This window comes from Campylobacter showae CSUNSWCD (assembly GCF_000313615.1).
Lineage (GTDB): Bacteria > Campylobacterota > Campylobacteria > Campylobacterales > Campylobacteraceae > Campylobacter_A > Campylobacter_A showae_A.
Map to the genome: position 1 here is coordinate 80086 of NZ_AMZQ01000010.1, position 12942 is coordinate 93027.

Sequence of the window (12942 nt, forward strand, 5' to 3'; positions counted from 1 at the left end):
ATCTCCTAAAATATATTTTTGAAATTATACATTTTTTAATATAAGGCATATTTTAAGGACAAATTTAGTCCTTTTATTGATATACATCATTTTTGCGCAAATTTATTTTGGATAAACTTTGTCCGAATTTTTCAAAAGGAGACAAAGTATGCGTGAATACAAGAAGTATTGGTGGGCGCTGGTGGCTGTCGTCACCATCGCTTTCGGGATACTGGGCTACTACGGCGTAGAGGTTTACCGCGAAGCGCCGCCCGTGGTGAGTTTTGCCGATAAAAACGGCAAAATCGTAATCGAGCAAGAGCAAATTTACAAAGGCCAGGAAGCCTGGCAAAGCATCGGCGGTATGCAGGTGGGCTCGGTGTGGGGACACGGAGCGTATCAGGCGCCTGACTGGACGGCTGATTGGCTACATAAAGAGCTAGTCGCGTTTATGGATATCAAGGCCGCTCAGCTTTACGGAGCCAAATTTGACGCTCTAAGCACCGAACAGCAAGCTAACATCAAAGCTCTAACAAAAAGCGAATACCGCACGAATACGCTAAAAAACGGCGTTATAACGATCAGCGACGAGAGGATCGCCGCGGCAAAGGTAGTACGTGACGAGTATAACGGACTTTTTGGTAACGACCCAAAATACCAAAAGCTACGCGAAAACTACGCGATGAAAAACAACACGCTGGCCAAAGAGGAAAACCGCGAGCAGCTAAATGATTTCTTCTTCTGGGCGACCTGGGCTACGGCGACAAATCGCCCAAATAGCGAGGCTACATACACGAACAACTGGCCGCACGAACCGCTCATAGATAACATCCCGACGCAAGAAAACGTATTTTGGACGATTATTAGCGTTACGATTTTGGTTGCGGGCGTTGGCCTCTTAGTTTGGTTTTCAAATTTCTACGGAGAAAAAGATCACGAAAGGCTCGCTCCTATCGATGCCGATCCGCTCTCAAGGCTAAATTTGACTCCGTCTCAAAAGGCGCTTGGCAAGTACCTTTTTGTAGCGCTCGCGCTTTTTGTTTTCCAGATCATGATAGGCGGCTTTGTAGCGCACTACACGGTCGAGGGGCAGGAGTTTTACGGTATAAATTTATCCGAGCATATCCCGTACTCTTTAGCGCGCACTTGGCACATCCAGGCGAGCATTTTCTGGATCGCGACGGGCTTTTTGGCGGCTGGACTTTTCCTGGCGCCTATCATCAACGGCGGCAAGGATCCTAAATTTCAAAAACTAGGCGTGGATCTGCTATTTTACGCGCTACTTTTCCTAGTCGTGGGTAGCTTTATCGGCGAATACATGGCGATAGCGGGCAAGATGGACGCTAGCCTGAGCTTTTGGCTGGGACACCAAGGATACGAGTATATCGAGCTTGGCAGGGTTTGGCAGCTTATTTTGTTTGTCGGTCTTGTTATCTGGATGGCGCTCGTGCTTCGCGGCTTTGTGGGCGGATTTAAGGCTGATGGCGATAAAAACCTGCTAGCTATATTTACGGCTTCTGCTATCGCGGTGGGACTTTTCTACGGCGCGGGACTATTTTACGGACAAAGAAGCCCGCTACCGGTGATGGAGTACTGGCGCTGGTGGGTCGTTCACCTTTGGGTCGAGGGCTTTTTCGAGGTATTTGCGACCGCGTCGCTTGCATTCGTGTTTGCATCTTTGGGTCTAGTGGGCAAAAAATTTGCGACTTACTCAACCTTGGCAAGTGCTAGCTTGTTTTTGATCGGCGGTATCCCAGGCACCTTCCACCACCTTTATTTTGCGGGAACAACCACTCCGATCATGGCTGTGGGCGCTAGCTTTTCCGCGCTTGAGGTCGTACCTTTGGTGCTTCTTGGAGCAGAGGCGTTTCATCAGTATTCGCTTCAGTTTGCGCAAAGCTGGGCGAAAAATCTCAAATGGCCGCTTTACTGCTTTATTGCGGTGGCATTTTGGAATATGCTAGGAGCCGGCGTGTTTGGCTTCCTTATCAACCCGCCGCTATTTTTGTTCTACATCCAGGGACTAAACACCACTTCGGTGCACGGACACGCAGCGCTGTTTGGCGTTTACGGCTTTTTGGCGCTAGGTTTTGTTTGGCTCGTCGCGCTTTATCTTTTCAAAGGGCAAGAATTTAACGACAAGCTGATGAAAGTAGGCTTTTGGTCGCTAAACGCGGGACTAATGCTGATGATCGTAGCATCGCTGCTTCCGATCGGTCTTTATCAAGCGGTCGCTGCGATAGATGTGGGCATGTGGTACGCTAGAAGCGCGGAGTTCCTGCAAATGGATCACTTGCAAAATTTACGCTGGCTAAGGATGATCGGCGATACGATCTTTATCATCGGCGGCGTTTGCTTCTTTATCCAGATTCTTAAATTTATCGCGGGAAGCTGCGGCTGCAAGGCTAAAGCCTAACCGCCTAAGCCCCTACTTTAGGGGCTTAGCTTCTTCTAAACTTCTATCTTGTACAATTCGCCCCAAAAGGACGAAAATGCAAAAATTCAAAAAATACTTTCAAATTTCCATCATTACCTTTCTGTTTGCCCTGCACGCCTTAGCGTTTGCGGCGATAAACTACGCTTTTCCGCACTACGACGAGGTGATCATCACGGGCGGCGAGGTCAAGCGCATGGACAAAGACGGCTTTATCGACGCGCAAAATCCCGCCGACGGCCCGACGCGCGACGTGTATTTTATCTACACGCGGGAGTTAAACGGCACGAAGGTGATGCCGTATCGCAACGAGGATACGGGCTGGGGCTTGCCGCTTTATTTTAAATTTAACTCCGCCGACGTCCAAGCTGCCGCGCAAAGTCTAGTGGGCGAAGGCAGGGCGCAGATCAAATACTACGGCTGGCGCATCGCGATGTTTGATATGTTTAGAAACGCCGTTTCCGTTAAAAAGCTAAAAGAGGGCGAGACCCGTGCAAATCCTATTTTTAGCTATATATTTTACGCTTTGACTGCGGTTTCGTTTGTGGTTTGCGCCGCTTTTGTTAGAAGAAAATTTAAAGACGAGCCAAGCTCAAATTTATAATCCAAGCTAAATTTGAGCGGCTTTTCGTCGCCTCGCTCAAATTTGACTAGGCAGTAGCGGTAAATTTGACGTAAAATTTGAGGCCAAAGAAGATACGAGCTTTGTGCTCTAATAAACGAAAATTTAAAAAAGAATTTTTATTTTCAGGCGGGATTATTTTTGGTTATCGTTTTGCTCGGATTTTTGGTAGTTTGGATGCAGGAGTAGTCAAATTTGAGCGGGCAAATTTGACTAAGACGAGCTAAATTTAACGACACAAAGCCGCCGCGCGTTTTACTCCTCGATATTGCTCGGCGAGATCGGCTTACCCAGCAAAAACCCTTGCGCGTATTTGATGCCAAATTTCTTTATCTCGGCGAGGATTTCCTCTGAGCTTACAAACTCTGCCACGACGTTATAGCCTTGTCTTCCGGCAAAGTCGATGATAGTTTGCAGTAGATACCTAGCGTTTTTGTCGTACGGCAGCTTTTTGATGATCGAGCCATCGATCTTGATCGTGTCGATATCAAGCTCCAAGATACGGTAGTAGTTAGAGTAGCCGCTACCGAAATCATCGATCGAGATTTTGCAGTCGTAAGTGCGGATCTTGTTGATGAAGTCATTTACGATCTTGTAATCATCCACGCCCTCGCTCTCTAATATCTCAAAATACACGTGCTCAGGCCTTGAGCAGACACGTAGCTTTTTCTCTATAAGATCCCTTATGCTCTCGTTTGCGATATCGCTGCTAGAAAGGTTCATAGAAAAGCTCGTGTTTGTAAATTTCTCCACGAGTCTAAATACGTGCTCGACGACCTTTTTGGTGATATCGTTATAAAGCGAAATTTTCTTTGCTATGTCCAAAAACTCGCCCGGATAGCGGATCTTGCCGTTTTCGTCGATAAGGCGCACGAGCACTTCGTAGTATTTGACTCGAGCCGTTTCGCCAGATACGTCGTAGATCGGCTGGCACTCGACGATCACGGTATCGTTATATAGCGCGTTTTCGATGGTGCGCGACATGACTTGGTTGTGATAATACTGCTGTTCGATGTGACTATTTTCAGTATAAAACTGCGCCGTTTCGCCATTTTGTTTAGCTTCATGGTGAGCTAACATAGCCTGTGTTAGGCGGTTTGTTTGGGGCGTATCTTGAGGCATGCTAACGCCTATGGTTATTTTGATATTAGGGATAAATTCCTTTGCGCCTTCAACTGTAATATAAAGGTTATTAGCCTTAAAATAATCAATAAATCTGCGCACCGCCAAATACGCATCATCGCCGCAATACCAAATACAAAACTCGTCAAACTGTACCCTGTAAATATCTGCGTCCATTTTATAAGTATCGATGCAAAGCTGAAGCGTCGCCGCAAATGAAGCAATGATGGCGTCCACGGTCTTTGTTTTGTAAAAAAATCGAAAATCCATAAAGTTGTTGATGTTTATGTAGATGATCATGCCGCCCGAGCCCTGCTCCATCCTTTGCGTTAGAGCAAAGTAGCTGCCAAGCCCCGTTAACTTGTCTTTTAACGCTTCGTTTTGTAGCTCTTTGTTTTTGTTTTCGAGCTCTTTTGTCATCGCGATCTCTTTGGTTTTATCAAATTTGATCGACATATAGCCGTCTTTGTCGCCACTTTCGTTAAAGAGCGGAGAAAAAATTACCTGTTCATAGATTAGCTCGCCGCTTTTTGTTTTACTGACTAGTTCGTCGGCTCGCCAAATTTGATCCGCTTCTATGGTTTTTAGCATATCTTGATAAAATTCATCGGGGTGCAGGCGAGACTTTATAATGTTTATGTTTTTATCTTTTAACTCTTCAAATTTATATCCGAAATTTTGCTCGAAAATTTTATTTACGTATTTTACTTTTCTATTGAGATCGGTAAAAGTTATGGCATTAAAGCTATTATCTACGGCTTGCTCGAAACGATTTAGTAGCCTAATATTGTTTCTAGCTCTGACGTAAGATACATAGATAAAAACTGACGCCAGCGCAAATAACGCAAACACCAATACTATCGTCTCGCGCAAATTTGACAATACGTTTTGTATATAGCGTTCATTGCCTTTTTTTAGATTATATAGTTTTTTATTGATTTCAAGAGAATTTATACGGCTATAAATTTCTTGTACTTGTTCGTAACAACTGAGTAATTTTTGTACGTCGGCTAAAAATCCAGCGTCGCTTTTGCTCAACTTCGGCTCTTTTAAATACTCGTTTAAAAGCTTCCTAGGTCCTTTTAGGTCAATGTTTAAATCGTACCTAAACATCAAAATTTGCGGCATAAGTTTGTTAAAATAAAGTCCGTCTAGAGCTTCAAATTTCAAAATTATCTCGTCGTAAATAAGTTTCGCCATTGTCGTCGCGGAGTTAAATTTATCCGTTAGATCGACTCTCTTTTCAACCGCGTTTTCCAATTCGCTAAAAGTTTTTTCGTTTAGCGCAAGTTTTTCAAATGATATTAGATTACTCCCGTCAAGCTTACTAAGACCATCTTTCAACTCCGCCGTATAGCGCGCCACTGCATCATAGTCGGCTTCCAGGAGGCTTTTATCAAATAAAAAATTTACCTCGCTATTGGCATCCATCATATTCTCGATAGTACCCTTCCATTCATACGCCGTTACCAAATCCTTGGTAGCCTTATATGTCATAATCGTACCGAAAAATGCGATACAAACGATGATAAAAAACAAAATTTTATGGAAGATTATCTTGTGTTTCATTTTAAAATTTCCGGTTTTTCGCCGCTTAAAGTCAGCAAAAATTTATAAAGTAAAAGCGTCTGATCGTCGCTTAAATCGTAGTTTATATACTTTTTAGCAATAAATTTAATCGAATCCTTGAGGCTCGCTATCTCTCCACTATAAAGATAAGGCGCAGTTTTTTCGATATTTCGTAAGCTAGGCACTTTGTAGCGCGCCGTCTTATTGTCTTCGTTAAATTTTGGATCATAGTAGATGTTGGCGCCTAAATTTACGCCGCTGTGGCAGTTTATGCAACCGATGGTTTTAAATAGTTCAAATCCGCGTTTTTCCTCGTCATTAAAAACGCTCTCGTTGCCGCTGATAAATTTATCAAATTTGGCGTTTGGCGTGATGAGGGCTTTTTCAAAATTTACCAGCGCATCGATGATACCCTCAAAGCTTACCCCATCCTCATAAAGCTCTTCAAATTTATTCCTATAAACGGAGTTTTGATTTACCTTTTGGACTAGAAATTTCGGCTCGCTAGCAAGCTCGTTTTCACTAATCAGACTTCGCTCTACTTGTGCCGCTAAGTCTTTTATCTCTCCGTTCTTAAAAAAGATAAAATTTAACGCCGAATTTAGCGCGGTAGGCGGGCTAATTTCCTCGTCGGCGGAGATTTTTACGTTTTTTTTACTCGTGCCGCTTAAGTCCCAGTAAAGATTATGGCATTTCTCGCAAGATAGCGTTCCGCTCAGGCTTATCGAGGCATCGAAAAACAGCTCCTTGCCTAGCCTGGCTTTTTGTTCGTCAAATTTTAGTTGAGTGACGGGCGATAAAACGTGCGAAGCGGCGAAAGCTTGAACGCAAAAGAAGCATAAAACGCACGAAAATATCTGCAAAAACGCTCGCGACAACTAAAATCCTTTTTAAATTTTAAATAAATAAAGCGATTATATCTTAAAAAACTAAAAGCTTCATTGAAGAGACGATTTTTTCCGTCACGAAGCCGTCCTGCGCGATGCTTTCTAGCCGCGATCTGACAGCATTTTCATCGTGCGTAAAATTTGCTATCTGTAAATGCCAAAGCGCGTTTTGCGTCATCTCTTCAAGCGTGCGTTTTTGCTCGCGAGACTCCTCGAGCACGCAGGAGTTGAAAGCGATATTTTCTCGGCGCAAGTACTCTTCGAAAAAATTTGCCTTTTCTTTAAAGCACCCTCTGTGCGAGCCTTCGTAAAAAAGCTCTAAAACGCTTGAATATCGCGGTTTGTTCCACCAAAGATAGACCCTTTTTTCGCCCAAATTTATAAATTTTACAAAATCCTCCTCATCCGCGATCGCAGGGCTCATCGTGCTAAAAGCCACGTCGTAGACGCGGTTTGGGTTAAAGTTTTTAAAATCGCTTTGTACGGCGGTTAAATTTGAAATATTAAATTTCGCCGCGTCTTCAACCATGACTTTTAGCATCTCGCCTGAGATATCCATGCCTGTTATCTCGCGGCAAATTTGCGCCAAAAACAGCGTATGCACGCCCGTGCCGCAGCCTATATCAACGACGCTTTTGCCCTCAAATTTGACGCCAAACTCGGCGATCTTAGCGTAAAGCCCTCTATGAAAAACGCTAGGCTCGCCCGTAAATCTCGAATAGCTCGCCGCCTTTTTGTCCCACATCTCTTTCATTTTGTTTGCCTTTAAATTTTTGCTACAATTTTAGCGTTTTTAGGAGCGAAAATGAAAATTTTTTACTACGAATTTACCGTGGGCGAGGATGCCATCGACGTGAACCATCACGCAAATAACGCTCACTATGTGATTTGGATGCAAGAAGCGGCCAACGCGCACTCAAACGCCGTGGGCGACCTCATCGAGACCAATCTCGCGCAAAACCGCACGTGGATGGTGCGCAGGCATGAGATAGACTATCTGGGGCAGCTATTTTTGGGCGATAAAGTGAGCGTGAAAACATGGACGCAGCCCGAAAAAAGAAGCTGCTCCAAGCGTTTTTACGAGTTTAGCAAGGACGGCGTACTGGTCGCTAGCGCGGTGACGACTTACGTGTTTTTTGATCTTGCGCGCGGTCGTCCGATCGCGATACCGCCGGAGATCGCAAAGCTTTATGAGGATTAGTTTTGTAGCGCCCGCGTCAAATTTGAGTTTTAAATTTTGGCGAAACCAATCGCTTTAAATTTGCGGCAAAATTTGCTCGACAAGCGGATTTAAGCTGCAAATTTACCATCAAATTTGAGCGTAAATTTTAAAAACACTCGTCGCAAACGCCCTTAACCACGACGCTTTTGACGTGATTTTGTTTTAGGCGCGGCATGTCGATATTGGTCATCTTGTGGCAGACGTCGCAGACGAAATACGCCTTTGCTCCGCTTTCAAGCTCGTAGAAATTCTTGCGGTTATTTTCGCTTTTTAGCACGATGCCCTTAGTCTCAAAAAGGTCCATACAGCGGTAAAACGTGGTTTTGTTTGCATCGATTTGGGCTAAAATTTCATCATAGCTAAGCGGTGCGGCGGCGGCGTGTAAAATGTGTAAGATCTCTAGTCTAAGCGGAGTGATTTTGATATCATTTTTCGTTAAAAGCTCCTCAAAACCGGCTTTTTCTTCCAAATTTTCGCTCATATTTTTCCTCCGCGTTAAGAATTTTAGGGTATTATACCCTGAGAAAAATTAATTTGCAACTAAGTTGCTTTTGATATAATTTCGCCCAAATTTTAACACGGAAAGGATAAAAATGAGAAAAATTTTCGCGTTTTTATGTTTGGGCTTAGTCGCGCTATACGCCAAAGGACAAGTTAGCGTCAGTATTTTGCCGCAGCAGTATTTCGTCAAGCAAATCGCGGGCGACGCGGTCGAGGTAAACGTAATGGTAGGCAAAGGAGCCGATCCGCACACGTACGAACCAAAGCCAAAACAGATGACCGCGCTTGAAAAAAGCGATCTATATTTTGCTATAGGGATCGAGTTTGAGGAGGCTTGGCTGCCGAAATTTCAAAAATCTTATCCAAACCTTAAAATCATAAAAACCGATGAGGGCGTAGAAAAGATCAAATTTGAAGGTCACCACGAGCATGCGGGCCACGATCATCATGACGCCAAGCACGAACACGCTCATCACGAGCATAAACACGAGCATGCGGGCCACGATCACGAGCATCACCACGGCGAATTTGACCCGCACATCTGGCTAGATCCCGTTTCTGTTAAAATCCAAGCTAAAAATATCGCCGCCGCGCTAAGCGAAAAATATCCTGAGAACAAGGCGCTTTTTGAAGCGAATTTGGCCAAATTTGAAGCCCAGCTTGACGAGCTTGACGGCTTTATCAAAAGCACTCTAGCAAACGTTAAAAACCGCGAATTTATCGTATATCACCCGTCTTGGGGTTACTTTGCTAAGCGCTACGACCTAGAGCAAATCGCGATCGAAGTGGATGGCAAAGAACCAAAACCGGCCGAGCTAAAAGAGCTTATCGAAGAGGCCAAAGAGCACGGCGTGAAGGTCATTTTCGTCGCTCCGCAGTTTTCTAAAAAAGCCGCTCAAACCATCGCCAAAGAAAGCGGTGCTAGCGTCGTAGAGATCGATCAACTGCCGCTTGATTGGGACGCCGAGCTACGCAAAACGGCGCAAATTTTTGCAAAGAGCCTGTAAATGAAATTTGGACGCATACTCGCTATTTTCGCGCTTTTTGCGTCCTTTTTTAGCTTTGCGCACGCTTGCGCTCTGTGTTCGCTTTACACTCCGACCGCGCACGCCTCGGTCAAATTTGACGTCCAAGGCGATATGATAAAAACAGCCGTCGTAACCTGGACGTTTTCTGAAAATTTCACCGAACTCACGCTGCAAAGCTACGACGAAAATGCCGACAAAGCGCTTAGCAAAAACGAAGCGTGGAAGGTGCAAAAATCCCTGCTCGACTACATCGTGCCGCGCGGGTATCTAACGAGCGTAGGCTACTACGACGGCGCCGGCGAGACCGTAAATCTGCACGCCAAAACGCTCTCGCAGCGGGTTTATCTGGATGAGGGCAGGCTAAATTTCGAGTATATTTTAGAGCTAAATTTAGCAGTCAAGGACGGCCGCGTCGTCACGGTCGAGGTTTTTGACCACGAGGGATTTTTTAACTTTAAAATAAGCTCGCCCGAGCCATACGCGCTCACCGATAAAATTTATCTCGTGCCAAACGTAAATTTGAGCACGGCGTTTTTTGAAATGACTTCAAAAGCGCCCAAAATAGAGCCTGCAAAGCCCGAGCTTAGCTCGCTAGTTAAGGCGCAAAGTAAGCAAAATTTAGAGCAAATCGACGCCGAGGATAGGGCGAAATTTGACTCCGTTTCAGGGATGAGCCTTCAGTTTTTAGAGCGATTAAAAGAGCTCATTAAGATAAATAGCGCCGAGCTAAACACGCTAAATTTCGCCCTGCTGGCTGCGGTTAGCTTTTTTTATGGATTTTTGCATGCCGCGGGTCCGGGTCATGCTAAGATGCTAACGGCTAGCTACTTCATCGCAAACGGCGGCAGCTACTCGCGCGCGCTGGTTTTTGCGATGAAGGTCGGGTTCGCGCACGTGGCGGGGGCGTTTTTACTCGTGCTTTTTAGCTACGTTTTTTTAAACGCGTTTTTGACGGACAAGGTCAGCGACATAGCGGGCGCGATGACGAAAATCTCGGCCGTAGCGATCGTTTGCGTGAGCCTTTATATGATCTACGCTAAGCTTAAAAAAACGGCGCTAAAGCCTAAATTTAGCTTTGCTAGCGCGTCTGTTTCGGACAAAAAAGGCGCAAATGGAGCGAGTAAAGTTTTTGGCTCAAATTTAAACTCCGCGTCAAATTTAGGCTTAAATTCCGTCAAATTTAGCCCTGCTGCCCACGAGAGCGAATGTGGCTGCGCAGCCTGTAGGGCTTCTACCGAGGCGCCAAAGACCGCTAGCGAGTGGCTCGTGGTGCTAGCGGGCTCTCTCGTACCGTGTCCGGGTACGCTGCTAGTTTTCGTGCTAGCATTTAGCCTAAACAGCTACGCGGCCGGGCTTGCTAGTGGCGTGTTTATGGGGCTTGGCATGGGTGCGGTGATATTTCTAGCGGCCGTTTGCGGCTTTAAGCTAAAAGGCGCGATGAGATTTCGCGCGCTGCGGACTTGCTGCGAGTTTGCCGCGCTTTTTGTGATGCTGGGGCTTGGCGTTTTTATGTTTTATATTTCGGGTAAGGTGAGCGTTTTATGAGCGACATTTCGGTGCGAAATTTGAGCTTTGGTTACGATGAAAACCTCGTGTTTGACGGTATAAATTTAGAATACGATTGCAAGGATTTCCTAGCTATCATCGGCCCAAACGGCGGCGGCAAAAGTACGCTTTTAAAGCTGATGCTAGGGCTAAACAAGCCAAGCGGCGGGACGATCGAGGTGTTTGGCCAGGAGCCCGCTAGCGTGAGCAAGGCCGTGGGCTACGTCCCGCAAAATATCCCGATAAATCAAAGCTTCCCGATGCGCGTGCTCGAGGTTGTTTTGATGGGGCGGATAGATAAAAAGCTGTTTGGATTTTACGGTAAGGACGATAAGATAGAGGCCGAGGCGGCGCTGGAGCGCGTCGGGATGGGAGAATTTACACGGCGAAAGATCGGCGATCTAAGCGGCGGCCAGCGCCAACGCGTCTATATCGCGCGCGCGCTTTGCGCGAAGGCAAAGATTTTGATGCTAGACGAACCAACCGCCAGCATCGATACGAAAGGCCAGGCGGACGTTTATAAGCTGCTAAAACAGATAAACGAGGACGGCACGGGCGTCGTGCTCATCAGCCACGACGTAAATTTGACGCTAAATTTCGCCACCAAAGTCGCCTACGTCAATCACGATCTTTTCATGCATGAGATCTCGCACGGCTCCAAGCAGGATTTTATCGAGCATTTGGCGAGCGAGCATAGGCATTTTTGCGATGTGGAGGTGGCGCTCAAGGAGTGCGGCTGCGGAAAACATTAAATTTAGCGGCGGCTTGGCTTGTTCCTTTATACGTCGTTGGAAATTTCACCGAAGCTCAGTTACATACTATATGTATGCGCCCTCGCTCGGCTCATTTCCGCCTCGTCTAAAGAAAAAATACGGCGCCTTATTGTTTTACGCTCAAATTTGCAAACTTGAGTCGCCGAGACCCACACCACAAAAATGCAAATTTAAAAAACGTGCGGCGCGACAGCGCCAAATAAACCTGCACGCAGTGCAGCAACATCTCACGTGCAGTGGGGCAGGTGGGGGTTTGGGGGCGGAAGGGGCGACGCTTCGTAAGTAGAAACCCCTTCCGCCTCCCAAGAAAAAAAGAAAAACTAAAAATTTTTAGAGAACGCTAAATTTAACCAAACCAAATTTAGAATCTTAAAGGTGCGGGTCTCGGCGAGAAACGCCAAAAACGCCGAAAAAAGTAAAAAAAGGAAACAAATGCTAGAAGCTCTTAGCTTAAATTTTATGCAAAACGCCCTGCTGGCGGGCATCCTCGTTAGCATCGCCTGCGGCGTGATCGGCACGCTCACGGTCATAAACCGCATGGTTTTCATCGCGGGCGGCATCGCTCACGGCGCATACGGCGGGCTTGGCATCGCGTTTTATTTTTCGCTCGAGCCGCTGCTTGGAGCGAGCCTGTTTTCCGTATTTTTGGCGCTACTCATCGCCACGATCACGCTCAAAGATAAAAGCAAGATGGACTCCGTTATCGGTGCGCTGTGGGCGTTTGGCATGGCGTTTGGCATCATCCTCACCGACCTAACGCCCGGCTACAACGTCGATCTCATGAGCTATCTTTTCGGCTCGATTTTGGCCGTGCCACAGGGCGATCTTCTTTTCATGACGGTCGCAAACTGCGTCATACTCGCGTCCGTCGCGCTATTTTACCGCCAGTTTGAGGCGCTTAGCTTTGACGCGGAGTTTGCCAGGCTGCGCGGCGTGAAAACAACGCTGCTCTACTACGCACTAACGTGCATGATGGCGCTAAGCGTCGTGATGACGATACGCGCGGTCGGACTCATCCTGGTTATCGCGCTGCTCACGATCCCGCCCTATATCGCAGGCGTGGTCTCGAGCCGTCTGGGCACGATGATGCTAAACGCCGCGCTCATCTCGGCCGCGTTTTGCGTGAGCGGGCTGTGGCTAAGCTTTGAGGCGAATTTAACCAGCGGTGCTAGTATCATCCTCATCGCTTCGGTTTGCTTTTTTATATTTACGGCGGTAAAAAGGCGGTAGGCTCGGCGTTTTTGGGTTAAATTTGATCAA

10 protein-coding genes and 1 pseudogene are annotated in these 12942 nt (G+C 46.3%); 7 read left to right on the plus strand and 4 right to left on the minus strand.

From position 1 onward, the window contains the following. Window positions 1-148: 148 nt before the first annotated feature. Window positions 149-2395 carry a nitric-oxide reductase large subunit gene (locus CSUNSWCD_RS07890; RefSeq protein WP_009495559.1) on the plus strand — a complete coding sequence of 749 codons (2247 nt, stop codon included), beginning with the start codon at window positions 149-151 and terminating at the stop codon, window positions 2393-2395. A gap of 76 nt (window positions 2396-2471) precedes the next feature. Beyond that, complete coding sequence (locus tag CSUNSWCD_RS07895; protein WP_009495561.1) at window positions 2472-3017, plus strand: DUF1523 family protein; 546 nt, start codon at window positions 2472-2474, stop codon at window positions 3015-3017. A gap of 273 nt (window positions 3018-3290) precedes the next feature. Here the strand turns inward: CSUNSWCD_RS07895 and CSUNSWCD_RS07900 are convergent, their stop codons facing one another. The 3 genes and pseudogenes from CSUNSWCD_RS07900 to CSUNSWCD_RS07910 form a co-directional block, all read right to left on the minus strand. Continuing rightward, the gene (locus tag CSUNSWCD_RS07900) at window positions 3291-5726 is read right to left on the minus strand and encodes a bifunctional diguanylate cyclase/phosphodiesterase (RefSeq protein WP_009495566.1); all 2436 of its coding nucleotides are present in this window, start codon (window positions 5724-5726) and stop codon (window positions 3291-3293) included. Continuing rightward, entirely contained in the window at window positions 5723-6604 is an 882-nt protein-coding gene (locus tag CSUNSWCD_RS07905) for a cytochrome-c peroxidase (RefSeq protein WP_009495567.1), read from the minus strand. Before CSUNSWCD_RS07905 ends, CSUNSWCD_RS07900 begins: the two co-directional genes overlap by 4 nt. 43 nt (window positions 6605-6647) lie before the next feature. After that, a pseudogene (locus CSUNSWCD_RS07910) lies at window positions 6648-7370 on the minus strand (class I SAM-dependent methyltransferase); the annotation flags it as partial. Window positions 7371-7418: 48 nt separating this feature from the next. Between CSUNSWCD_RS07910 and CSUNSWCD_RS07915 the strand changes: the two are divergent. Further along, on the plus strand, window positions 7419-7814 hold the full coding sequence (locus CSUNSWCD_RS07915) for an acyl-CoA thioesterase (RefSeq protein ID WP_009495569.1): 396 nt from the start codon (window positions 7419-7421) through the stop codon (window positions 7812-7814). 127 nt (window positions 7815-7941) lie between these two features. On the opposite strand, the gene CSUNSWCD_RS07920 is transcribed toward CSUNSWCD_RS07915, so the two are convergent. Then, window positions 7942-8316 carry a Fur family transcriptional regulator gene (locus CSUNSWCD_RS07920; protein WP_009495570.1) on the minus strand — a complete coding sequence of 125 codons (375 nt, stop codon included), beginning with the start codon at window positions 8314-8316 and terminating at the stop codon, window positions 7942-7944. A 112-nt stretch (window positions 8317-8428) separates the two neighbouring features. Between CSUNSWCD_RS07920 and CSUNSWCD_RS07925 the strand changes: the two genes are divergently transcribed. From CSUNSWCD_RS07925 to CSUNSWCD_RS07940, 4 genes are all read left to right on the plus strand, one after another. After that, window positions 8429-9343: a metal ABC transporter solute-binding protein, Zn/Mn family gene (locus tag CSUNSWCD_RS07925; RefSeq protein ID WP_009495571.1), complete on the plus strand. Its 915-nt coding sequence runs from the start codon at window positions 8429-8431 to the stop codon at window positions 9341-9343. Beyond that, window positions 9344-10909 (plus strand): nickel/cobalt transporter, encoded by a 1566-nt coding sequence (locus CSUNSWCD_RS07930; protein WP_009495572.1) that lies wholly within the window; start codon window positions 9344-9346, stop codon window positions 10907-10909. After that, window positions 10906-11661: a metal ABC transporter ATP-binding protein gene (locus CSUNSWCD_RS07935; RefSeq protein WP_009495573.1), complete on the plus strand. Its 756-nt coding sequence runs from the start codon at window positions 10906-10908 to the stop codon at window positions 11659-11661. Before CSUNSWCD_RS07930 ends, CSUNSWCD_RS07935 begins: the two co-directional genes overlap by 4 nt. 396 nt (window positions 11662-12057) lie before the next feature. Then, window positions 12058-12912 (plus strand): metal ABC transporter permease, encoded by an 855-nt coding sequence (locus tag CSUNSWCD_RS07940; protein WP_341871753.1) that lies wholly within the window; start codon window positions 12058-12060, stop codon window positions 12910-12912. Window positions 12913-12942 lie beyond the last annotated feature (30 nt).

Coding starts and splice junctions, on each gene's coding strand:
- CSUNSWCD_RS07890 (WP_009495559.1), top strand. CDS start 149: ATGCGTGAATACAAGAAGTATTGGTGGGCGCTGGTGGCTGTCGTCACC.
- CSUNSWCD_RS07895 (WP_009495561.1), top strand. CDS start 2,472: ATGCAAAAATTCAAAAAATACTTTCAAATTTCCATCATTACCTTTCTG.
- CSUNSWCD_RS07900 (WP_009495566.1), bottom strand. CDS start 5,726: ATGAAACACAAGATAATCTTCCATAAAATTTTGTTTTTTATCATCGTT.
- CSUNSWCD_RS07915 (WP_009495569.1), top strand. CDS start 7,419: ATGAAAATTTTTTACTACGAATTTACCGTGGGCGAGGATGCCATCGAC.
- CSUNSWCD_RS07920 (WP_009495570.1), bottom strand. CDS start 8,316: ATGAGCGAAAATTTGGAAGAAAAAGCCGGTTTTGAGGAGCTTTTAACG.
- CSUNSWCD_RS07925 (WP_009495571.1), top strand. CDS start 8,429: ATGAGAAAAATTTTCGCGTTTTTATGTTTGGGCTTAGTCGCGCTATAC.
- CSUNSWCD_RS07930 (WP_009495572.1), top strand. CDS start 9,344: ATGAAATTTGGACGCATACTCGCTATTTTCGCGCTTTTTGCGTCCTTT.
- CSUNSWCD_RS07935 (WP_009495573.1), top strand. CDS start 10,906: ATGAGCGACATTTCGGTGCGAAATTTGAGCTTTGGTTACGATGAAAAC.